General features: G+C 65.2%; 22 protein-coding genes. 8 read left to right on the top strand and 14 right to left on the bottom strand.

Translation table 11 applies throughout. The annotated features are described in order from the left end of the window. Window positions 1-47: 47 nt before the first annotated feature. The 8 genes from GE253_RS07870 to lgt form a co-directional block, all read right to left on the bottom strand. Window positions 48-1,550, bottom strand: coding sequence for a sigma-54 dependent transcriptional regulator (locus GE253_RS07870; protein ID WP_153203584.1), 1,503 nt, complete (start codon window positions 1,548-1,550; stop codon window positions 48-50). A 55-nt stretch (window positions 1,551-1,605) separates the two neighbouring features. Next, the gene (locus GE253_RS07875; RefSeq protein WP_153203585.1) at window positions 1,606-2,496 is read right to left on the bottom strand and encodes a MotA/TolQ/ExbB proton channel family protein; all 891 of its coding nucleotides are present in this window, start codon (window positions 2,494-2,496) and stop codon (window positions 1,606-1,608) included. After that, window positions 2,493-2,822, bottom strand: a complete 330-nt coding sequence (fliN, locus tag GE253_RS07880) for a flagellar motor switch protein FliN (protein WP_153203586.1) — start codon at window positions 2,820-2,822, stop codon at window positions 2,493-2,495. Before fliN ends, GE253_RS07875 begins: the two co-directional genes overlap by 4 nt. Window positions 2,823-2,872: 50 nt before the next feature. After that, window positions 2,873-3,583 carry a FliH/SctL family protein gene (locus GE253_RS07885; RefSeq protein ID WP_153203587.1) on the bottom strand — a complete coding sequence of 237 codons (711 nt, stop codon included), beginning with the start codon at window positions 3,581-3,583 and terminating at the stop codon, window positions 2,873-2,875. An 18-nt stretch (window positions 3,584-3,601) separates the two neighbouring features. Then, window positions 3,602-5,257, bottom strand: a complete 1,656-nt coding sequence (gene fliF / locus GE253_RS07890) for a flagellar basal-body MS-ring/collar protein FliF (RefSeq protein ID WP_348770790.1) — start codon at window positions 5,255-5,257, stop codon at window positions 3,602-3,604. Between the two features lie 210 nt (window positions 5,258-5,467). Beyond that, the gene (gene pgeF, locus GE253_RS07895; protein WP_153203589.1) at window positions 5,468-6,232 is read right to left on the bottom strand and encodes a peptidoglycan editing factor PgeF; all 765 of its coding nucleotides are present in this window, start codon (window positions 6,230-6,232) and stop codon (window positions 5,468-5,470) included. A 17-nt stretch (window positions 6,233-6,249) separates the two neighbouring features. Beyond that, complete coding sequence (locus GE253_RS07900) at window positions 6,250-7,353, bottom strand: SAM-dependent methyltransferase (RefSeq protein WP_348770791.1); 1,104 nt, start codon at window positions 7,351-7,353, stop codon at window positions 6,250-6,252. After that, window positions 7,350-8,180 carry a prolipoprotein diacylglyceryl transferase gene (lgt, locus tag GE253_RS07905; RefSeq protein ID WP_173012574.1) on the bottom strand — a complete coding sequence of 277 codons (831 nt, stop codon included), beginning with the start codon at window positions 8,178-8,180 and terminating at the stop codon, window positions 7,350-7,352. Before lgt ends, GE253_RS07900 begins: the two co-directional genes overlap by 4 nt. Window positions 8,181-8,391: 211 nt before the next feature. On the opposite strand from lgt, the gene GE253_RS07910 reads away from it, so the two are divergent. The 4 genes from GE253_RS07910 (at window position 8,392) to GE253_RS07925 (ending at window position 10,820) form a co-directional block, all read left to right on the top strand. Beyond that, the gene (locus GE253_RS07910; protein WP_089289686.1) at window positions 8,392-8,691 is read left to right on the top strand and encodes an accessory factor UbiK family protein; all 300 of its coding nucleotides are present in this window, start codon (window positions 8,392-8,394) and stop codon (window positions 8,689-8,691) included. Between the two features lie 249 nt (window positions 8,692-8,940). Next, window positions 8,941-9,444, top strand: coding sequence for a YbjN domain-containing protein (locus GE253_RS07915; RefSeq protein ID WP_153203590.1), 504 nt, complete (start codon window positions 8,941-8,943; stop codon window positions 9,442-9,444). A 68-nt stretch (window positions 9,445-9,512) separates the two neighbouring features. Continuing rightward, window positions 9,513-10,319: a pyrroline-5-carboxylate reductase gene (gene proC, locus GE253_RS07920; protein ID WP_153203591.1), complete on the top strand. Its 807-nt coding sequence runs from the start codon at window positions 9,513-9,515 to the stop codon at window positions 10,317-10,319. A 6-nt stretch (window positions 10,320-10,325) separates the two neighbouring features. Next, window positions 10,326-10,820, top strand: coding sequence for a YbaK/EbsC family protein (locus GE253_RS07925; protein WP_153203592.1), 495 nt, complete (start codon window positions 10,326-10,328; stop codon window positions 10,818-10,820). On the opposite strand, the gene GE253_RS07930 is transcribed toward GE253_RS07925, so the two are convergent. Both GE253_RS07930 and GE253_RS07935 read right to left on the bottom strand, forming a co-directional pair. Then, window positions 10,813-12,318, bottom strand: a complete 1,506-nt coding sequence (locus tag GE253_RS07930) for a PLP-dependent aminotransferase family protein (protein ID WP_153203593.1) — start codon at window positions 12,316-12,318, stop codon at window positions 10,813-10,815. The two genes, GE253_RS07925 and GE253_RS07930, sit on opposite strands and share 8 nt — an antisense overlap. Before the next feature lie 203 nt (window positions 12,319-12,521). After that, window positions 12,522-12,824, bottom strand: a complete 303-nt coding sequence (locus GE253_RS07935; RefSeq protein WP_153203594.1) for a hypothetical protein — start codon at window positions 12,822-12,824, stop codon at window positions 12,522-12,524. A gap of 200 nt (window positions 12,825-13,024) precedes the next feature. Here GE253_RS07935 and GE253_RS07940 point away from each other — a divergent pair, with 200 nt between their 5' ends. Together GE253_RS07940 and GE253_RS07945 are read left to right on the top strand one after the other, a co-directional pair. Beyond that, the gene (locus GE253_RS07940) at window positions 13,025-13,744 is read left to right on the top strand and encodes a response regulator (RefSeq protein ID WP_153203595.1); all 720 of its coding nucleotides are present in this window, start codon (window positions 13,025-13,027) and stop codon (window positions 13,742-13,744) included. Next, window positions 13,741-15,063, top strand: coding sequence for an ATP-binding protein (locus tag GE253_RS07945; protein ID WP_247878548.1), 1,323 nt, complete (start codon window positions 13,741-13,743; stop codon window positions 15,061-15,063). Before GE253_RS07940 ends, GE253_RS07945 begins: the two co-directional genes overlap by 4 nt. 45 nt (window positions 15,064-15,108) lie before the next feature. Here GE253_RS07945 and GE253_RS07950 read toward each other — a convergent pair whose 3' ends face one another. From GE253_RS07950 to GE253_RS07965, 4 genes are all read right to left on the bottom strand, one after another. Beyond that, a complete protein-coding gene (locus tag GE253_RS07950; RefSeq protein ID WP_153203596.1) occupies window positions 15,109-15,411 on the bottom strand; it encodes an SCP2 sterol-binding domain-containing protein in 303 nt (100 codons plus the stop codon). An 83-nt stretch (window positions 15,412-15,494) separates the two neighbouring features. Then, window positions 15,495-16,109: a LysE family translocator gene (locus GE253_RS07955; protein ID WP_153203597.1), complete on the bottom strand. Its 615-nt coding sequence runs from the start codon at window positions 16,107-16,109 to the stop codon at window positions 15,495-15,497. A gap of 100 nt (window positions 16,110-16,209) precedes the next feature. Further along, complete coding sequence (locus tag GE253_RS07960; RefSeq protein ID WP_247878549.1) at window positions 16,210-17,697, bottom strand: Ppx/GppA family phosphatase; 1,488 nt, start codon at window positions 17,695-17,697, stop codon at window positions 16,210-16,212. 49 nt (window positions 17,698-17,746) lie between these two features. After that, a complete protein-coding gene (locus GE253_RS07965) occupies window positions 17,747-19,939 on the bottom strand; it encodes an RNA degradosome polyphosphate kinase (protein ID WP_348770792.1) in 2,193 nt (730 codons plus the stop codon). Window positions 19,940-20,090: 151 nt separating this feature from the next. On the opposite strand from GE253_RS07965, the gene GE253_RS07970 reads away from it, so the two are divergent. Together GE253_RS07970 and GE253_RS07975 are read left to right on the top strand one after the other, a co-directional pair. Continuing rightward, complete coding sequence (locus tag GE253_RS07970; protein WP_153203600.1) at window positions 20,091-20,645, top strand: histidine phosphatase family protein; 555 nt, start codon at window positions 20,091-20,093, stop codon at window positions 20,643-20,645. Between the two features lie 66 nt (window positions 20,646-20,711). Further along, window positions 20,712-22,331, top strand: a complete 1,620-nt coding sequence (locus GE253_RS07975; RefSeq protein ID WP_153203601.1) for a CYTH and CHAD domain-containing protein — start codon at window positions 20,712-20,714, stop codon at window positions 22,329-22,331. Window positions 22,332-22,341: the final 10 nt, after the last annotated feature.

A 22,341-nucleotide genomic window follows, 5' to 3' on the forward strand; every position in this document is an offset into this window, starting at 1 on the left:
CGATCATTCTGCTTGGCAATTGTTTACTCAATTCCATCAACGAGGGTTCAACCAAGGGCTTCTGATTCCACGCCACTGGCCGGCGGCGGTACGGCGATACCGCCTTCGCTATATTCCTTCAGCTTGTTGCGCAGGGTGCGGATGGAGATGCCCAGGATATTGGCCGCGTGGGTGCGGTTGCCCAGGGTATGTTTCAAGGTGTCGATGATTAGGTCACGTTCCACATCTGCCACTGTGCGGCCCACCAGCGGGCGGGTGGCACTCTCCCCGGTAGGGATCACCGGGGCGGGCTGGGGCTGGGGCGGCTGATAGGTGGGTTGCGGTTGATAGGGGTTGGGCTGATAGGCCGGCGGCGGTGTATAGCCGCCGGCATTGCCATAGCTGGCGGCCGCACGGGCCGCAGCCGGGGCCACTGGTGGGGCGGCGGCGGCCGGGGCAGTATAGCTGGGTTCCGCGCCGGTCAGCAGGATGGCTTCCGGCCCGATCTCCGTCCCCCGCGACAGCAGAACGGCGCGGTGCATGGTATTTTCCAGCTCCCGCACATTGCCGCGCCAATGATGGCCCTGCAACATGGTCATGGCCTGGGCCCCGACATTGCGCTGGGGCAGCCCGTTGGCTTCGGAATATTTGGCGGCGAAATGCTGGGCCAGCAGGGCGACGTCGGCCGGCCGTTCGCGCAGGGGCGGCAGGTTCAGGCTGACAACGTTCAGGCGGAAATAAAGATCCTCGCGGAACCGGCCGGCTTTGGCCTCCGACAGCATGTCGCGGTTGGAGGTGGCCAGGATGCGGATATCCACCTTCACCGGCTGGTTGCCGCCCACCCGGTCGATCACCCGTTCCTGAATGGCGCGCAGCAGCTTGGCCTGCAGGCGCAAATCCATCTCGCTGATTTCATCCAGCAGCAGGGTGCCACCATTGGCCTCCTCGAACTTGCCGATGCGGCGGGCGACGGCACCAGTGAAGGCGCCCTTTTCATGCCCGAACAGTTCGGATTCCAGCAGGTTTTCCGGGATGGCCGCGCAATTGACGGAGACGAAGGGTGCATTTGCCCGCCGGCTCTTGCGATGCAGGTAGCGCGCCATCAGCTCCTTACCCGTACCGCTTTCCCCGGTGATCAGCACCGAGGCGTCCGACGGGGCGATCTGGTCGGCCATGGCCAGGGCGGCAGCCATGGCGGGGTCGCGGCTGACAATGGCGTGGCTTTCCTCCGCCACCGCCTCCAGCACGGCGGCGATCAGGTTGGCATCCGGAGGCAGGGGGATATATTCCTTGGCGCCGGCGCGGATGGCGCGCACGGCGGCCTGGGCGTCGGTGCCCACACCACAGGCTACCACCGGCACGGCGAACCGTTCATTCTTCAACTGATCGACCAGCATACCGACGTCAAGCTTGACGTCGATCATCACCAGATCGGCACCCTGACCACCCCGCAGCGCATTCATGGCGCCGTCGATGCTGTCGGTATGCGCCACCTTCGCGCCCTTCTGCAGCGCGATCTTCCCGGCAGCACTGATATAGCCTTCCAGCGTTCCAACGATCAGTAGACGCATCGTCCTTACCCTCTTGCCGGTCGGTTCGGCCTAATCGAACAGTCACACATCAAACTCAGTCGAAGCTGCTGATCCGAAGATCGGGGGGCAGCATCGTATTGATCAGCATTTCCAGGCGGCGCGGATTTTCCTGCCGCGCCACCGATCCCGCCGCCAGCAGATAGAGCCCATCCACCAGGGCTTCGCGTTCTGCATTGCGGTCGATCTTGGCCGCCAGCGGGGATAGCACCATGCTGCCCAAAATGGCACCATAGAAGGTGGTGATCAGCGCCACCGCCATGGCCGGCCCCACCGATGATGGGTCGGACAGGTTGCCCAGCATCTGCACCAGCCCCACCAGCGTGCCGATCAGCCCCATGGCCGGCGCCACCTCTGCCGCTCGGCGCAGCACGGCTGCAGCCATGCGGGCGCGGACCATGTTGGCCTCAATCTCCGTGCGCAGGATGCGTTCGGCATCATCGGCCGGCAACCCGTCGACGATCAGTTCCACCGCCCGGTGCAGCACCGGCCAGCCCTTTGTCGCCGCCGCCAGCGGGTGCAGCGACAGGGGACCGTTACGCCGCGCATGATCGGCCAGCGACAGGGCCGTGCGGGCGGCTGAGGCCACATCGGGCGTGCTGGCCACCATGGTGCGGCCAATGGCCTGTGCCGCCGCCCGTATGTCGGGCACGGAGAAGGAGATGGTGGTGACCGCCGTCGTTCCCCCCAGCACAATCAGCACAGAGGTCAGATCGAAAAAGGCACCGGCACCGCCCCCAAGGGCGAGCGCACCGATAATCAGCAGCAGAGCCGCGCCCAGACCCAGTATGGTGGCCAGATCCAGCCGCCGGCGCAGGCGCGGCAGGGGCGGCGGCCGGGTTGGCCGCGCACCGGCATCCCCAGCCGGTGGGCTGCTGGCGGGGGCCGGTGCCCCGGCGCGTGGTTGGGCGGCGCTGCGGTCGCTCATGACCGGTCCGTCTTGATGATTTCGGTCATGGTGACGCCCAGCCGGTCTTCCACCACCACCACCTCGCCACGGGCAACCAGCCGGTTGTTCACATAAATATCAATGGCTTCACCAACCTTGCGGTCCAACTCCACCACGGCCCCCTTGTTCAGCCGCATCAGGGTGCTGACCTGCATGTTGGTTTTGCCCAGCACGGCGGAAATCTGCACCGGGATGTCGTAGACGGATTCCAGATCCTTGACGACGGGCAATGCCTCCAGTTCGCCGCCGCCATTGCCGCGATTGCCATCGAACTCGTTCAGGCTCATATCGTCTTTTGCCGCCATCTTGATCCCAATTTGTTCCGGCATTACCGGTAACGTTTCTCTCTACCCGCTCAGGCCGCCTGGGCCGGACCGCCCGGCATCTGCAGCAACCCATCCCCGGCGATCCGCTCGATTTCTGCCCAAAGGCCGTTTACATCCCGCTCCGCCCCGCCGGCAGTCCAGTCGGCCTTCACATCCATCTCATGCAGTTTCGGGTCGGCCAGCACAGTGACCTGCCCGGCAAAACCATGCCGCAGGGCCATATCACCGATCTTGCCCCGCAGTTCCTCAAACCAGCGTTCATGGACGCGGAAGACCAGTTTCGGCTCTTCCGCCAGCTCTTCCAGAAAGCTGGCGATGACTGTTTCAATCTCGACCAACCCGTCGCGCGCCACCAGACCGGGCCAGAGCTTGCGGATGATGGCCAGCACCAGCCGGCTGGTATTCTGGCGCCGCAGCGCCGTTTCCTGGTTCTGCACCGCCAGCAGCTGACCAAGGGCGGCTTCCACCGCGCGCAAGGCCGCCGATAATTCCTGCTGGGCGGCGGTTTCCGCCTCCTGCATCCCCTGGACGCGGCCTTCCTGCAGGGCGGCCGCCCGCGCCTGCTCCCGCGCCATCCGCACCTGCGCCTGCAGCTCCTCCACGGAGAAGGTGGGCGGCGGCGGCGGGGGTGGGGGTGCCGGCGGCAGTTCCGGCTCGGGCTCCGGCTCGGGTGCGGCCAGAGCGGGCGGCGCACCATCGTCGAAATCCTGGTCGAAGACGAATTTTTTGATTGTTGCCATGGGCTGACTCTATCTGCCTCAGCTTTCCTGGTAGAGCCAGTTGCGGATGATCGACACCGCCTCTTCCGGATGCTTTTCCACGATCTCCCCCACCTTGCGCAGGGAAGAGGCGCGCACCCGGCCATCGACGCGGTTGATGTCGATCATCTGCTCCAGTTCCTCGTTGGCCTGGGCGGCCTCCATCGCCAGTTCGCGGGCCAATGCCCCGCCACCGGGGCCGGCCAGTTGCGGCACGCCGCTGCCATCCGACAGCAGGTCAGGCTCTTCCTCCAGCTGCGGCGTACGGTCCAGCACGCGGGTGATCATCGGCTTGATCACCAGCAGGATCACCAGGATGGCAACGATGGCCATGATCAGCATCTCGGCGATGCGGAGCACATCTTCCTTCGGGATGCCCAGAATGGTCTCGTTCATGCCCGCCAGTTCATCATCAGGCCGGGCGAACTGCATGTTCACCACTTCCACCACATCGCCGCGGGCCGGATCGACGCCCACGGCCGACTGGACCAGCCGCTGCAACTGCGCCAGTTCCGCCTCGCTGCGCGGCTGATAGGTCTTGGTCCCATCCTCTGCGGTGGTGTAATTGCCATCCACCAGCACGGCGACGGAGAGGCGGCGTACCAGACCCGTCTCCCGCTCATGGATCTTCGTGGTCTTGCTGATTTCGTAATTGGTGGTTTCTTCCGTGCGGTTCTTCTTTTCCGAAGAACCACCGGCGGCATTGCTGGCGGTATCACCATTGGGCAGGTTGGCGGCCACCGTCACCGGATCGACACCATCCTTGTTCTGGCTTTCAGAATTCTCTGTCACAGATTGGGTGCCGCGCACCACCTGCCCATCGGGGTCATAAATCTCGCTGTTGGTGGTGATGCGGTCGAAATCCATCTCCACCGAGACGCGGGCCTGCACCTTGCCATGCCCGACGGACCGGCCCAACAGTTCCTCAATGGTGGCGGTCAGTTCCTGTTCACGCGCCAACCGGCGTTCCTCTGCCGAGGCGGCCATGGCTTCGGGCGAATTCGCCTTGGCGCTGCGCGACAGCAGCTTGCCCTTGTCATCAATGATGGACACGTTCGACGGGTCCATCTGCGGCACGGCCGCCGCCACCAGGGTCTGGATGGCCAGCACCTGATCCTTGGAAAGCTGGGTACCGGGGCGCAGTTTCAGCACCACGCCTGCGGTGGGCGTCTGTGCCTGCCGGGCGAACAGTTCCCGCTTGGGCAGCACCAGATGCACGCGCGCATTCATGACCGGCTGCAAGGTCTGGATGGAGCGGACCAGCTCCCCTTCCTTGGCGCGCAGCTGCTGCATATTCTGCATGAAGGCGGTTGTGCCCAGCCCTTCGGGCTGGTTGAAAATCTCATTCCCGACATTGCCGCCGCTGGGCAGGCCCTGCTGGGCCAAAGTCATACGCAGCCGGCCGACCTCATCGACCGGCACCTCAATCCGGGTGCCGTCCGCGCTGGCCTTGTAGGGGATTTTCTGTGTTTCGAGCTGCTGGATGATCGCGCCACCATCCGACGGCGACAGATCGCTGTAAAGCAGCGACATGGTCGGGCTGGACCAGGAGCCGGCAAAATAGATGATAGCGCCGATCGTCAACAGAACGGCAGCGCCGATCCCGGCCAGACGCGCAGGGCCGAGACCCCGCAATGTTTGCAGAAACGACTCCACGGGAACCGCGCTCCTGTCAGGCAAGGATCGTAGGCCAGACTCTACAAGGGATTAGCTGTAATTTCGAGCAGGATCGCACGACACCTGTGAATGTCGGGTTAATCAAGTGGGCAAATTTTGCCTGATTTTTTTTAGTTGTGGCATTTTTGGTACGATAAACATCGAATTTGTACTGACTCTGCATTCGTCGTTGCAAATTGCAACGACCACTCAGCCCAGCGCGATCAGGGAAATGCCCCGCCCATAATCCGGCTCCCCACGCAGCGTGGTGCGCCGATAGGAGAAGAAACGGTCTTCCTGGGTCACCGTATCCTGCCCGGCATGGGCGATATGGCCGATGCCGGCATCGCGCAGCCTGTCATCGACATAGCCGGCCAGATCGAACATCCAGTGGCTTTCGCGCTTGCTGGGCTTGAACAGCTTTGCATTATTGGCTGCCATGGCCAGGAAGCGGCCGCGGAATTCCGGCCCCACCTCATAACTGTCCCAGGCGATATGCGGGCCGACGGCGGCGCGGATGCGGGTGGGATCGGCCCCCAGGGCGGTCATGGCGGCCACGGTTGCCGACAGCACGCCACCCACCGCCCCCTTCCAGCCGGCATGGGCAGCGCCGATGACACCGGCTTGCGCGTCGCAGAACAGCACCGGCACGCAATCCGCCGTCAGAATGCCCAGCGCGATGCCGGGGCGGTCGGTCACCATGGCATCGGCGCGTGGTGCGTCGGCCGGGGACCAGGGGGCGGTGACGCGGGCCACGTCGGGGCTGTGCACCTGATGCACGGTGACCAGCGCGTCGGGCGGCATGCCCAGCGCCTGCACCGCCCGCGTCCGGTTCTCCCGCACATGCTCGGGATGATCATTGGAACCCAGGCCGCAATTCAGCCCGGCATAGATGCCAGTGGAGACACCGCCTTCCCGGGTCATGAAACCATGGCGGATGCCGGGCAAGGTGGCCAGCAGGGGCAGGGTGATCATGTCTTTCTCCTTCCCGGTCAGGGATGGGGGGCAAAGCCGGCCGGGGGGCCGAAGCCGGGGTTGGTCAGGGCGATAGTCTTGAACAGCCGCCCCATCTGCCCCGGCTCCGTCAGGCGGGCAAGCGCGTTGGCAATGTCGGCTGCCTGTTGGGGGCTGGCCTGGCGGGAAAGGGCGGTGGCGCGCGCCTCAATCCCCAGGGCCCGCAGCAAGTCCCCCTGATCGATGGTGCGGCCGGGGCCGGGATGTGCCTCCGCCCCCATCTGCTGGGCCGCCTGGGCCAGGGCGGTGAAATCCACGTGCGCCGTCAGGTCCGCCATGCCCGGATCATCCAGCACCGGTACCATGCGATGGGCCCGCAGGGCCTGCAGCGTATCGCCGATGGCAGGGCCGGCATAGCCATAGTCGAGCAGCAGGGCAGCACCGGGTGCTTCGGCCAGCCGCTGGCCGATCTCCCGCGCCACGGCGATCCCGGCCGGGCAGAGTTCCGCCACCGCCCCGGCTGGAATACGCGGATCGGCGAAAACCGGGTGCAGGGCGGCGGCCACCGGTGCTGGTTCCAGCATGAAACAAAGGTCGCCGCTTTCATCCAGCCCCACCTTGCGTTCGGCCCAGCCACGCGGGCTGCGCACGAACTGACGGATGGGCAGGGCGTCGAAAAATTCATTGGCGACCAGCAGCATCGGCCCGGCCGGTACATCGGCCAGACTGTCATACCATTGTGGGGAATAATCCCCCAGATTGGCCGCCTGCCGGGCGCGCAGGGTGGGGCTGGTTTCCACCAGGGCCAGCCGCAGGGCGGCATGGAGGCCGGGCACCCGGCGGGTGGCCCGCAAGGCATCGGCCATCAGGGTGCCGCGCCCCGGCCCCAGTTCAACCAGGGTCACCGGGTTGGGGCTGCCCAGCCGCAGCCAGCAATCGGCCAGCCATACGCCCACCATCTCCCCGAACATCTGGCTGATTTCCGGGGCAGTGGTGAAATCCCCCGCACGGCCCAGCGGGTCGCGGGTGATGTAATAGCCATGCGCGGGATGGCCCAGCGCCTCGCCCATGAAGCTGGCGACGCTGATGGGCCCGCCCAGCGCGATGCGCCGGGTCAGCAGGGGCAGCAGCGCGCTGGTCACGGTGCCTTTTCCTGCACCACCGGGGCCGGCACGGGCGTGCCGAACGGGGCCCGCAGCACCATCCACAGGCCGGCCAGCAGCATCGGCACGGAAAGGATCTGCCCCATGGTGGTGCCGAACGCCAGGAACCCGACCTGGGCATCGGGCTGGCGGAAGAATTCACCGACGATGCGGGCCAGGGCATAACCGATCAGGAAACAGCCGGACAGGGTGCCGGTGCGGGCGCGCAGGGCCTGGTTCCGCACCAAAAAAAACATCACGATGAACAGCAGGATGCCTTCCAGCCCGGCCTGATAAAGCTGGCTGGGATGGCGCGGAATGTCGCCGCCGGTGGGGAAGATCATTGCCCAGGGCACATCCGCCGGCCGGCCCCACAATTCGCCATTGACGAAATTGGCCAGCCGGCCCAGCAGCAGCCCCACCGGGGCGGCGCAAGCCACCAGATCACCCAGCGCAAAGGGGGAGAAGCCACGCCGCCAGGAGAAGATCAGCATGGCGACGATCACCCCGCTGAGACCGCCATGGAAGGACATGCCGCCATGCCACACACGGAGAATTTCCAGCGGATCGGCCAGATAGGCATCCAGATTGTAAAAGATGACACTGCCCAGCCGGCCACCGATCAGGATACCGCCCGCCGCCCAGAGCAGAAAATCGGACAAATCATCCGGAGTCGGCCGCAGGCCTGTATTGCGGGCCAGTCGCATCGTGTACCAGAGCGCGAAGGCAATGCCGACGGCATAGGCCAGCCCATACCATTTTATCGAAATGGGCCCCAAGGACAACGCCACGGGATCGAAGGCGGGAAAGGGGATGGCAAGCATCATCGGCACCGTCGTCGCGGTTGGCATCTGGTCGGCAGGTCAGCCGATCACCAGATGAAGGGGTAGGCGCGCCGTTGCGGCGTGTCCACTGTCGCGCCCTATATAGGTGTGTCTTGACAGGCGGGGCAAGCGGGGCGCGCCTGCGGCCAACGCCATGGACAGAGCCCAATGTCGTCACCATAATGCCGCCCGCTTTTGAAAGGGGTATCAACCCATGCAGATCGAGAACAAGCTGTTGGATGACCTGGCCCGCGTGGCCAGCGGCGCCGTCGGGGCCCTGTCAGGCATCCGCGCCGAGGTGGAGGCGCAGTTCCGCCAGCAGTTCGAACGCATCCTGTCGCAGATGGATGTCGTCTCCCGCGAGGAATTCGAGGCCGCCAAGACCATGGCGGCGGAGGCCCGCGCCCGCCAGGAAGAACTGGAGGAGAAGCTGGCCGCTGCTGCTCCGTTGGAGGAACGCGTGGCCAAGCTGGAAGCCCTGGTGGCGGAATTGCAGGCAGCCCGCCAGGGCTGAATGACGCTCTATCGGTTTTACGGATTACCGGCGCCCCGCCGCCTTGCGGTGGGGTTTTGCCATGGTCGTGAAGGCCGTCAGTAGAACATGTGACAAAGGGGGTGGGCCGGCATTGGATTCAGGTTGCACACGCGAATAGGCGCTGGCACCGTATCCGTGGTGGCTCATCAACCATACGCCACAATATCTGGATCAAACCAGGGTGGCGGGCCGGTCTTGCGGATCGGTGGGGGACTGAGGAGAGAGAGTATGACGGCCGTTTCCGTGGAACATGCGGCATCCACCCATAATCCGCTGGATATGCTGGAAGAGATCGTTGCTGCCAATGAATGGGCCTTCGACCGCGTCAATGAAGAAGAGATGGTGGTGGAGATCACCGGCCGCTGGTGCGATTATCGCCTGTTCTTCATGTGGCAGTCAGAGGTGAGCGCGATGCAGTTCTCCTGCCAGTTCGACATGAAGGTGCCGGCCCCGCGCCGCGCCGCCGTGTTGGAACTGCTGGGGGAGGTCAATCCCAAGCTCTGGCTGGGCCATTTCGATGTCTGCCCGGAGCAGGCGACCCCGATGTTCCGCCAGACAACCTTGCTGCGCGGCGCACGCGGTGCCAGCTCGGAACAGTTGGAAGACCTGGTGGACATTGCGCTGGCAGAGTGCGAGCGTTTCTACCCGGCCTTCCAGTTCGTCATCTGGGGCGGCAAAACGGCGCAGGAAGCGGTGGCCGCTGCCATTCTGGATACGGTTGGGGAGGCTTGAGAACCGGCCGATCCTGAACCCCGTTTTGGGGAAGGGGCCGGGCCAACGCTTTTCCGGGGAGGAATGTGATGAGCGCGAAATTGCTTCTGGTCGGTTGCGGCAAGATGGGCGGCGCCATGCTGGCCGGGTGGAAACAGGCCGACCCCGCCACCCGCATGGTGGTGGTGGAGCCGTTCGGCCCGCCCAAGGGCCTGCCCGACGATGTGCAGGTGGTGACCGATGCCGCCGACATTCCGGCGGATTTCCAGCCCGATGCCATTGTGCTGGCGGTCAAGCCACAGATGATGGATCAGGTGCTGCCGGCCTATGCCCGCTATGCCGACCGCGCGCTGTTCCTCTCCATCGCTGCCGGCAAGACGCTGGGTTACTTTCAGCAATTCCTGGGTGACGGGGCGCGCATCGTGCGCGCCATGCCCAACACGCCGGCCGCCGTCGGCCGGGGCATCAGCGCCCTGGTGGCCAATGCCAATGTGGATACCGCCGGCCGCGCCCTGGCCCAGCGCCTGCTGTCGGCCGTGGGGGAGGTGACCTGGGTGGCGGAGGAGAGCCAGCTGGACGCCGTCACCGCTGTTTCCGGCAGCGGCCCGGCCTATGTGTTTTTGCTGGTGGAAACGCTGGCGCGGGCTGGCGAGTCGGCCGGGCTGCCGCCCGATCTGGCGATGCAGCTGGCGCGCGCCACCATCGTGGGCTCGGGCGAGCTGCTGCGCCAGAGCCATGAATCAGCCGAACAGCTGCGCCGCAATGTCACTAGCCCCAAGGGCACCACCCAGGCGGCGCTGGATGTGTTGATGGAGGAGGGGCCGCAAGGGATGGCGGCGCTGATGCGCCGGGCCATTGCCGCCGCGACCCAGCGTTCGCGTGAACTGGCGGGTTGATCGCCCATGGCCATCTCGCTCAGCCCCAGTGCGCAGAAAATCCAGAATCTGCTGAATGATCATGGGCACCCGATCCATGTGCTGGAATTCGCCGCCTCCACCCGCACCTCGGCGGAGGCGGCGGCCGCGATTGGCTGCGAGGTGGCGCAAATCGCCAAATCCATCATGTTCCGCACGCGTGATACCGCCCGGCCGATCCTGGTGGTGGCCTCGGGCAGCAACCGGGTGAATGAGGCGACGGTGGCGCGGCATCTGGCATCGGCCCTGGCCGGGGAACGTCTGGCCAAGGCCGATGCTGATTTCGTGCGGCAGAAGACCGGTTATGTCATCGGCGGGGTGCCGCCGGTTGGCCATAATGTGCCGCCCATCACCCTGTTCGACCGTGACCTGCTGGCCTATCCGGTGATCTGGGCCGCAGCGGGTACGCCCAATACCGTCTTTCCCATCGCGCCCGATGCCCTGGCGCGGCTGGTCGGCGGCTTGGTGGCAGAGGTTACGTAGCCGGAACAAGCCGCCGAGCGGCGCCGAAGCGGGTCTCGCCCTGGGCCTGCGCCCGTTCCAGCACCTGCGCTAACCGTTCAGCGGCCCGGCTGATCTTTTCCGGCGTGAAGGCAGCGTAGCCCAACAACAGGGCGCCAGGATCGCCCGCCGATGCTGGCCCATGCCGATAATGCGACAGAGCTGGCACATCCAGCCGGGCTGCTTGCGCCTGGGCCGACAGGCTGGTGTCACCCATGCCCAGCCCGGGTGCCAGCCGTGCCAGCAGATGCAGCCCGGCTCCGGCCGCCTCCAAACTCAGCATTCCCTGCCAATAGCGTTCAGCGGCGAACAGCAGCGCCTGCTGGCGTTCCGCGTAAAGCCGCCTGGTCCGTCGCAGATGGGAGCAGAAATGCCCCTCGGCCAGGAAATCATGCACCGCCATTTGTTCCGGTAGCGGAACGGTAATGTCCATCCGGTTCCGTAATGATCTTGCGGCACCCAGCAAGGCTGGCGGTACCACCAGCCAGGCCAGCCGCAGGGAGGGTACCAGGGTCTGGTCCAGGCTGCCCAAATGCAACACCCGTTCACTGTCATCCAGCCCCATCAGGGACGGCAGCGGCCGGCCGGTATAGCGGTAGCCGCCATCCCGATCATCCTCCAGCAACCAGGCACCGGTGCGGCGCGCCCAGGCCAGCATGGCCATGCGGCGGCGCAGCGGCATGGTGCCCCCCAGCGGAAACTGCCAGCCCGGGCTGACCAGGGCCAACCTTGCATCCGGCGCCAGCCGCTGGGCGCGGTCCACATCAAGCCCGTCGCTGTCCATGGGGGCGGGGACGGCGTGCAGACCCCGGTTGCCGAAGACCAGATGTTGCAGGTTGCAGCCGGGATCTTCCAGCCACACGGTATCACCCGCCCCCAGCAACAGCGTGGCGGTAAACTCCAGCGCGGTACGGCGGTCCGGCAGAATCAATATCTGTTCCGGGTCGCAACTGATGCCTCGGCTGGTCTGCAGATGCCCGGCCAGCACGCGGCGCAGTGATGCCCAGCCGGCGGCGGTATCGTGGCCCAGCAACAGGCCGCCGGTATCGCGCCAGCGCTTGGCCAGCAGCCGGCGCCAATTCTCCACATCAAACTCATCATAGGCCGGCACACAGGGCCGAAACGGCAGGATTTCGGCTCCGGCGGCCATCACGGGCAGGTTCTGCTTCGGTGGCCGGGGTGTGGCCAGCCGCAAGGCAGGGGCCATGGCATCATCGGGCAGGCTGCGGCTGACAAAGGTGCCGGAACCGATGCGGGCCTCCAGATAGCCCTCTGAAATCAGCCGGTCGATAGCGGCCACCACGGTGTTGCGCGAAACACCCAGATCGGCCGCCAGCGTGCGGGTGGAAGGCAGGCGTTCACCGGGGCGGATGGCGCCATCCAGAATGGCGGCGCGCAGCCGGTCGAACAGGCGCTGTTGCAAGGGGGTGCCATCGGCATTGTCGAACAGGGACAGCAGGGGGCCTTGGGTCGGCTTCATGGGTCAGACCTCCTTCCGTTCAACAGGCAGGCTTTGGGTTCAGCGCGCTTCTCATGGTCTTGGTACCGGTGGGTGCGGGCCGGGATGGGGCCGGCCCGTACCCACCGGCCCGGTCGAAGGGGCGGCTGGTGGACAACCGGGAGCGCCGCCCCTTCCGCTGCCGGCAACGGGGATGGCCGACAGCGGTTTGTGGGGGGCCTTTATCAGCCCTTGATTTCACCGGTGGCGGCGTCGATGGTCAGGGTCTTGAAGGGAATGCCGTCGGCCGATTTCAGCACGACCTTATATTCCCCATTCCGCTGGGTAATATCGCCCACCCGGGCCTGCCGGACCTTGCTGTCCTTCAGATAGGCACGGGCGATGTCGCGGGCTTCGCGGCTGGTCAGCGGTTCGGTGCGGGCGACGGGGGCGGTGCTGTCCTTGGCGGCAACCTGTGCCGGCTCGGCAGCACCGGCGGCGGAAATACCGATAAAGGCGGCGGCGGCGATGGCGATCAGGGTACGCATGGGTGGTTCCTCACAGGTCGTCTCTCGGTCCATCCCGGCTCTCGTCCGTGGACAGTCTCTAAGAAAACACCCTCATTTTTCTCTACCATGACGAAGATGGGGGGCTTGTGAAACACTGTGTTTCCGTCGATCAAAACGTTACCTTGCGTTAACAACATGGGCATCGGCAGATACCGGCCCGCAGCGATAGAATTGCCGTCATGACCGATACAAGCACCCACCTTCTGGTCGTTGATGACGACCGCGAAATCCGCGATCTGCTGACGCGCTATCTCACCCGCCATGGCTACCGCGTCACGGCGGCCAAGGATGGGGTGGAGATGCGGCGGTTCCTGGCTGATCGCAATATTGACCTGATCGTGCTGGATCTGATGATGCCGGGCGAAGATGGCTTGTCGCTCTGCCGCGCCGTGCGGGCCGAAGGCGGGCCGCCCGTCGTCATGCTCTCCGCCATGGGGGAGGATGCGGACCGTATCCTGGGGCTGGAGATCGGGGCGGATGATTATCTGCCCAAGCCCTTCAACCCGCGCGAACTGGTGGCCCGCATCAAGGCGGTGCTGCGCCGGGCCCAGACCGGCGGCAACGGCGCCCCCATTGCCAGCGGCAGCATCCAGTTCGCCGGATTTCTGCTGGATCAGGCGCAACGCCGCCTGACCGACCAGAAGGGCGAAGAGATCACCCTGACCGCCGGTGAATATGAGCTGCTGGTGGCCCTGGCCACGCGGCCGCGCCGGGTGCTGTCCCGCGATGATCTGCTGGAAATCACCCGTGGTCGCTCTGCCGGCCCGTTTGACCGTTCCATCGATGTGCAGATCAGCCGCCTGCGCCGCAAGATCGAACAAGACCCGGCAGAGCCCACGATCATCAAGACCGTGCGTTCCGGTGGCTATATCTTCTCCCCGGAGGTGCAGCCGTCATGAGGGCGCTGACCGACCGCATGTCCTATTCCATTTTCGCCGTGCTGGTCGGGGGTATCCTTCTGTCCCAGGCCATCGCGCTGGGGCTTTACCGGTCCGACCGGGCAGAGGCGGTGGCCGATGCCGAGGGGGGGCAGTTGGCCAACTGCCTGGACGGATTCGCCCGCGCCATTGAGGAACAGCCGACCGATGTGCGGCTGGCCGTGCTGCGCGGGCTGAAGGAACGCGAGCTGACCGTGCGCACCAGCGCCGGCCATAATGTCATGCTGGATGTCTATGAGAAGGAGCCGAAGAAGGAGGGCCAGCCGGAGAAATCGCCCGCCATCTCCATCCCGCCCTTCGGGATGCCGGTGCCACCGCCGCCTGAACCCTCGGTGATCGAGGTGTCGCGGCAATTGAAGGACGGCACCTGGATGCGGTTCCATGCCCCGGTGACGGCCACCGATGCGCTGCGCGAACCGGGTTTCCTGGCCTCACTGGCCGGCAGTGCGGCGGTAGCCATCCTGTTGTCAGCCTGGGTGCTGGGCTTCACCACCAGGCCCTTGCGCCGCTTTGCCGCCGCCGCTAACCGGCTGGGCGTGGATATGAATGCCCCCTCACTGGACGAGGCCGGTCCGCGGGAGGTGCGGCTGGCCGCCGCCGCCTTTAACAAGATGCAACGCCGCCTGCGCGCCTTTGTGGAAGATCGCACGCGGATGCTGGCTGCCGTCAGCCACGATCTGCGCACGCCTTTGACCCGGATGCGTCTGCGCGCTGAGTTCATTGATGATGATTCGGTGCGCGAAAAGATGCTGGACGATCTGGGGGAGATGGAGGCGATGATCGGTTCCACCCTGGCCTTTGCCCGTGACGAGGCAGCGCAGGAAGATATCCAGCCGCTGGAACTGAACGCCATGCTGGAACGGCTGGTGGAGGATATGCGTGACGGTGGCAAGCCGGCCAGCATGACGCATTCACCCTTCCCGGTGCCGATCATGGGCCGGCGGATGGCCTTGCGCCGGGCGATTGCCAACCTGCTGGAAAATGCCGTGAAATATGGTCAGCGGGCCGACATCGCCATCGCCGTCACGGGGGAGAATGTCACCGTCACCATCGATGATGACGGACCGGGCATTCCGGAAACTGAATTCGATAACGTGTTCCGGCCGTTCTTCCGGCTTGAAGGCTCCCGGTCGCGCGATACGGGCGGCACGGGGCTGGGCCTGTCGGTGGCCAATGATATTATCCGCGCCCATGGCGGGGAGATCGGGTTGGCCAACCGGCCGGAGGGGGGCCTGCGCGTCACCGTTGTGCTGCCCATGGCCGGTGACGCGGTGGGCTAAGGGCGGCGGGCGGCGGCACCTGTCCGCCGCCCGCCTCTCTCCCGCTTAATCTTCCAGCATATTGGCCAGCTTCATGGCCACGCCCATATTGCCCGATACTTTCAGCTTGCCCGTCATGAAGGCCAGCGTGGGGGCCAGCTTGCCCTCTGCCAGTTTCAGCAGATTCTCCGGGGAGATGGTCAGGGTGGTGTCCGGCGCGTCGCCCGTGCGGCTGACCGCCGGCGGTGTGCTGCGGCCATTGATGAACACGGCGTCGCCGCTACCGAAATCGAACTTAACCAGGGCGCCCAGGCCGGTGAAATTCAGCGCCCGTGCCCGCATCTGCGCTTCGATCTGGTCGATGTTCATCCCTAACTCCCTCTCTGGAATTAACGTTTACGTAAAGGGAATTATAGCGATTAACGGAGTAAACGGCAACAGGGGCAATAGGGTCAGCGCGTGGCGACCGCGACGGCCACGCCCGCCATCAGCCCGCCGGTGGCGCGGTTGATGACGCGCATATGGGATGGTTTGGCGATGAAGCGCCGGGCGCTGGCCGCCACCATCGCATAGGCCGTCATCACACTGGTCAGCACACAAGCCATCAGGACGCACAGTTCCAGCACGGCCAGGGGCGTCATCTCCTGCAGGCTGATCACCTGCGGCAGGATGGCCAGAAAGAAGATCATGGTCTTGGGGTTGCCCAGCGTCAGGGCAAGCCCGCCCATGGTCTGCCGCAGCCCATCCCCCTTCACTGCCGGCAATTCACTGGGCGGGGTGGCGGGGGCCCGCCACATTTTCCAGGCCATGTAGAGCAGATAAGTGGCACCGGCATATTTGATGATAGTGAAGACCAGCTGAAAACTCTGCGCCAGCACGCTCAACCCGCCCGTCACCAGCCCGAACCAGGTGAGATCACCCAGCACAATGCCGGCAATGAAGGGCAGGGTACGGCGCGTATCCGTTGCCAGGGCACGGGCCACCACCGCCGCCACGCCGGGTCCGGGCGAGGCCACGGCCACAGCATAGATGCCGGCAAAAATCACAAGCGCGGTGATGTCGATCATAGTGGTACCCGGCCGAAGAAAATTGATGCTGGTATCATAGCAGAAGGGCGGGCCGCTTGCGCGCCCGCCCTTGGTGCAAACGGCGCTGTGCCGATACGCTTCAGGCACCCGGCTGGATGCGTATGTCACCCACGCGGTTCAACGCCTTGGCCAGGGCATCCAGCCGGCGCTGTACCGCCTCGCCGGTCAACATGGCGGCATCTTCCGGCAGCACCAGGGTCAGGGTCGACTCGCCCAGTTGCAGGGTGGTGCGCTGCAGCAAGGTGGCGGCACCGCCCGTCAATGTGTGAGCCAGCCGCAGGGCCAGCCCCAGCATGGTGGCGCGGGCCAGCACATTTTCCTTCAACAGCCCGCGCGCCGGGGCCAGCACGGACCCTTCCAGCGTGCCGGCATAGCGGACATAGACACACGCGGCCAGGAAGGCCCGCTCCGCATGGTCCACCCCGGCGAACGGCATCCGCAGGATACGCAGGAAGGCATGTTCGGCGCGGTAATCGGGATGTTCGATCCAGCCCAGATCTGACAGCAGGCAAGCCGCCTGCCGCAACCGCCGCGCCGCCGGGTCTTCCCCGGCAAACAGCGGGCCCGTCCAGGCTGACAGAATTTCCGCATGGCCGAACCGGCCGATCCGGGCTGCCACATCGCCGCAGCCGGTCAGCAACGGGTGCATCTGCTGTTCGTCGGCCTGCAGCAAATCATAGAGATGACCTTCACGCAGCCCATAGGCGGAGAAGGTGACGCGGGAAGGCTGCACCGCCTTCAACACCCGCTCCATCACCAGGGCGGCGAGCGGCAGCGTATCCAGCCGCCGTTTGGAGACACCTTGCATCTTTTCCAGCGCCCCGCGCGACGCGCGGGCCACCTGACCGGCAAATTCCGCCATCACGGTCCCATCCACCGAATATTGGTGGATGATGTGCAGCGGATGATTGGTCTGTTCCAGATGCATCTTGGCCAGCGCGCGCCAGGCACCGCCAACCGGATAGAAGGACCGCCCCTTGCCCTTGGAGAGCCAGTCCAGCTTGCCCAGATGCTGATCGATCAGCTTGGCGGCACTGCCGGCCTTGCCGTCCGTTGCCTCCAGCAGGCGCAGCGGTCCCAGCGGGGTGGTCACCTGGGAACCGATCTGCCCTTTCTCCAGCAGCACCAGTTCCAGGCTGCCGCCGCCCAGGTCGCCTGCCAGACCGTCGGCATCGGGCGCGCCGGAAAGCACGCCTAAGGCCGCCAGCCGCGCTTCTTCCTCGCCCGACAGCACCGCCACGGTGAAGCCGGTCCGGCGGGTGATCTCCGCCACGAAGTCGGCGCCATCGGCGGCGTCACGCACCGCCGCCGTGGCCAGCACATCCACCCGCCGTACCTGCATCGCTTCCAGCAGGCGACGGAAGCGGGTCAGGTTGTCCAGCGCCAGCCGAACCCCGTCGGGGTTCAGCCGGCCAGTTTTCTCCACCGTTCGGCCGAGGCTGGGCAGAACCCGTTCATTGAACAGGGCAACGGGGGAACGGGTCAGTCGCTCATAGACCACGCAGCGCATGGAATTCGACCCGACATCGATCACCGCAAGGCGATCATCCGCGTGGATTTGATCCAAGGCTGAGTGGTCCGCTTTCAAGGATATCATCGAGAGGATTGGCGCCGTTTTACGGGAAATTGCTCAACACCAGCTTCGGCGGCAGACGGGCAGCGCTCATCGCACTGCCCCGACCGGAGAGGCTGGGGTTGGTCATGAAATAGGTATGGGCATTGAAGGCTTCTGCGCAAGGCTCCATACGGTGATAGGTGGCGTCGGGCTGCAAAACCCAGCTTTGCGTATTGTCTTTCAGATTGGCGACCATGATCTGGTCCAGTACCTGCTGATGCACGGTCGGGTTCTCGATCGGCACCAGAGTTTCAATGCGGCGGTCCAGGTTGCGCGGCATCCAGTCGGCTGAGGAAATGAAGATTCGCGCCTGTGGCGAGGGCAGGCCATGGCCATTGCCGAAGCAGACGACACGGCCATGTTCCAGGAAACGGCCGACGATGGATTTGACGTGGATATTTTCCGACAGGCCCGGCACGCCGGGACGCAGGCAGCAGATGCCACGGATGACCAGTTCGATCTTTACGCCCTGCTGCGACGCCTCATACAGCTTGTCGATCAACTCGGCATCGACAAGACTGTTCAGCTTCACCCAGATCTGGGCCGGACGACCGGCCTGGGCATGGGCGATTTCGGCATCGATCTTGTCCACCAGCCGCTGACGCAGGGTGGTGGGGGCGATGGCGATCTTCTCCAGCGATTTCGGCGTGGCATAGCCGGTCATGTAATTGAACATGTGGGCCGCATCATGGCCCAATGCCGGATCGCAGGTGAAAAACGACAGGTCGGTGTAAACCTTGGCGGTGATCGGATGGTAATTGCCGGTGCCGAAATGCACATAGGTGCGCAGGCCCTGGCTTTCCCGCCGCACCACCAGTGACACCTTGGCGTGGGTCTTCAGGTCTACGAAACCATAGACCACCTGCACGCCGGCGCGTTCCATGTCACGCGCCCAGCGGATATTGGCTTCCTCGTCAAAGCGGGCCTTCAATTCCACCAGCGCGGTGACGCTCTTACCCTGTTCAGCCGCCTCAATCAGGGCGGCGACGATGGGGCTGTTTTTGGAGGTACGATAGAGCGTCTGTTTGATAGCCAGCACATTGGGGTCGGCTGCCGCCTGCCGCAGGAACTGCACCACCACGTCGAAGCTTTCGAACGGGTGGTGGACGACGATATCCTTCTGGCGGATGGCGGCGAAACAGTCGCCGCCGAAATCGCGGATTCGTTCCGGGAAGCGGGCATTATAGGGCGGGAACAGCAGGTCCGGCCGGTCGTCGGTGATGATCTGCTTGGTATCGGACAGGCCGATCAGCCCGTCCAGCACGAACACGTCGTCGGATGACACATGCAGTTCGTCTGTCAGGAAGTCCCGCAATTCCCTCGACATGCCGGTATTGACAGCCAGCCGGATGACGCTGCCGCGCTTGCGGCGCTTCAGCGCGCTTTCGAAGGTGCGGACCAGATCTTCCGCCTCTTCCTCAATTTCCATCTCGCTGTCGCGCAGCACGCGGAAAACGCCATGGCCCTTCAGGATGAAGGGGGGGAACAGCTTCTCGATGAAGGTCAGCACCACCTGTTCCAGCAGCACATACCGCGTGTCGCTGCCCGGCAGGCGCACGAAACGGTCCAGCTGCTGCGGCAGCATCACCAGCGCATCGACATCCCCGCCGCGATGCGGGTCGAACAGCTGCAGGGCGAGCGCAAAGCCGCCGGTGGGAAGGAAGGGGAAAGGATGGGCCGGGTCGACCGCAATCGGCGTCAGCACCGGGAAAATATCGTCGATGAAGCGGGCTTCCAGCCAGTCATATTCGGATGGCGACAGCTCGTCGATCTCCACCACGGCGATGCCGGATTCGCGCAGCAGGCCGCGCAGCATCAGCCAGCAGCTCTGCTGATCGCGCATCACCTCGGTGACGCGGTGATTGATGGCGGCCAGCTGCTGGGCCGGTGTCAGATTATCATCCGACGGGGTCGTCACCTTGGCGGCGACCTGGGCCTTCAGCCCGGCGACGCGCACCATATAGAACTCGTCCAGATTGCTGGCCGAGATGGAGAGGAAGCGCAGCCGTTCCAACAGCGGATGGTCGGGATTATAGGCTTCCTCCAGCACGCGCTGGTTAAAGGCCAGCCAGGAGAGCTCCCGGTTGATGAACCGTTCCGGGCTCTGCATGTCGATCTTGTCGGCATTGACGGCGGGTGCGGCAGAACCGCCGCTGCTGGTCACGGACGGGGCAAAGTCAGGGGGGGCGGTCACGGTCGGCGCTTCCTTTGGTTCCGGGCTGTCCGGCAAAGTATATGTTGCTTCTGTGACGTTTTTCGGTTCGGCTGGCACCGTTGTTGTCGTCGCACGGCGGCGGCGTGGGGTTGAACCGCCTGCGGGGGTTCTGGGTGTCCGGGAAGTCGTCATGAAGAAGCTCTACCTGTTGCGACACGCCAAATCGGATTGGACCGATCCGAAACTGGCGGATCATGACCGGCCCCTCAACCCGCGTGGTGAGCGGGCGGCGCAGACGATGGCGAATTATTGGGCCACGCGCAAGGGTGGCCCGCCGCAACCGGATCTTGTTTTATGCTCCACCGCGCTGCGGGCGCGGGAAACCCTGCTGCGGGTGATGGCGGCATGGCCGGCCCCGCCGCCGGTGGATTATGAGGAAGGGCTTTATCTCTGCGGGGAGGAACTGCTGCTGGACCGGTTGAAGGCGCTGCCGGATGGGGTGGGTTCCGTCCTGCTGGTGGCGCATAATCCCGACCTGCAGCTCTTGGCCCGCGACCTCTGCGGCCGTCAGGAAGCGCCCGACGCAGCGGCCCTGATGGCCGACCTGACGGCCAAGCTGCCCACCGGTTCCTTCGTGGCGATCGATCTGCCGCCGGAACGGGGCTGGGCGGATTTGCGCTGGGGCTGCGGCCGGCTGGTTGAATTTGTGTGCCCGCGCGACATTGCGCCCAAAGTGGGGGCTTAACCTCGGGCGCGGCCTGCGCTATCTGGAAGCTCTAACTTCCTTTTTTCTCATAGGAACTGCCGGCGCGTGAATGGCCTGAGCAAAGCCCCCATCCCACCCCCTGCCAACCAGTCGGTGCCGCGAGCCCGGCCCGGTGGCGGGCAGGAGATCGAGATCAAGCTGCTGGCGGCCCCGGCCGACCTGGGACGGATCGCCGATCTGGCGCTGGTGCGCGCCATGTTGAAGGGGGAGGTGCAGCGCGGGCGCGACTATACGACATATTATGATACGCCAGACCTCGGCCTTGCCCGGCGCGGGCTGGCGTTAAGGGTGCGCCGCCGGGGCAGCCTGCGCACCCAGGCGGTGAAGACCCTGGGGCTGCGCGGCACGGCGGACGGCGCCGGTGTCGCCGTCCGCCGGGAATGGGAATGGCCGGTACCCGGCGACCAGCCGGATTTCACCCTGTTGCGCGGCAACGGTCTGGAAGAGATGATTCCGCCTGCTGTCACAGAACGGCTGGCCGGCATTTTCAGCACCGATATCCAGCGCACCCTGATTCCGCTGCATTTGGGGAATGGGGTGGAGGTGGAAATGGCGCTGGACCTGGGGCAGGCGCTGGCCCTGTCCCGCGATACGGGGGCAGCGGCCGGCGGGCAAGCCCACCGCATCATCAGCGAGGTGGAACTGGAGCTGAAGCGCGGCAGCATTGCCGACCTGTTCCGGCTGGCCGCCGCGCTGCATGGCAGGGTGCCGCTGCGCCTGTCCACCCGCAGCAAGGCCGATATCGGCCTTGCGCTGGTGACAGGGGCCCGGCCCGGCCCGGCGCCAGCCCGGCCCCTGGCCATCACGCCGATCACCACGGTGACGGAGGCGTTCCGCCATGTCATGCGCAATGGTCTGGCGCATCTGCTGGATAATCAGGAAGCGCTGGTGACAGAGGATGGCACCGGCGACGCGCTGGCCTTGCGGGAACTGGCGGCGGCGACACGACGGCTGGATGCCGGCTATGGGCTGTTCCGCCGGCTGATTCATACCGATCGCGGCGACGCGCTGCGCCGGGAATTGCGCAGCCATGCCAAGCTGTTGGAAAAGGCCCGCGCATGGCAGCGGCTGGCCCTGGCATTGGCGAATCTGGAACCTGATCAGCGCCGGCCGGCTTTGGGGGCGGTATCGCAGGCCCGCGCCAAGGCGCTGGGCCGGGTGCGCCACTTGTTGAACGCACCGGAATGGACGGCGTGGCAATTGGATTTTGCGCAATGGCTGGAGGAGGGGGAATGGACCCGCCAGCCCCATGGCTGCCCCTTCGGCACCATGATGGATGAGATGGCCGGGCCGCTGCTGGCCAAGCGGATTGAAAAGGCGCTGCGAGTCGGCAGCATGCAGGACCCGCGCCAGGTGCCCAGCCTGGAACAGGCGGCCAGACTGGCGCGGCGGATGAAATATCTGCGTTATGCCCTGGATTATTGCCGTGCCGTCTGGCCGGCGGGCCGGGTGCGGCCGCTGCTGGATATGGTGGATGCGCTGCTGGTGCCGTTGAAGGCCGCAGCGGGGGCCGCGGCCGGTGCCGCCATGCTGGACAAGCTGGGCTATGGGGCAGCCGGTGATGCCATGCGCCGCCAGGGCCATGCCGCCCTGGCCCCGGTGCCCGCCTTGTGGGCCGCCTTCACCCCCTTGGCCGCCCGTTTCACTGACCGGCCAAAGGGGTGAACGGCTAAAA

The organism is Niveispirillum sp. SYP-B3756, from assembly GCF_009495745.1.
Taxonomy (GTDB): Bacteria; Pseudomonadota; Alphaproteobacteria; order Azospirillales; family Azospirillaceae; genus Niveispirillum.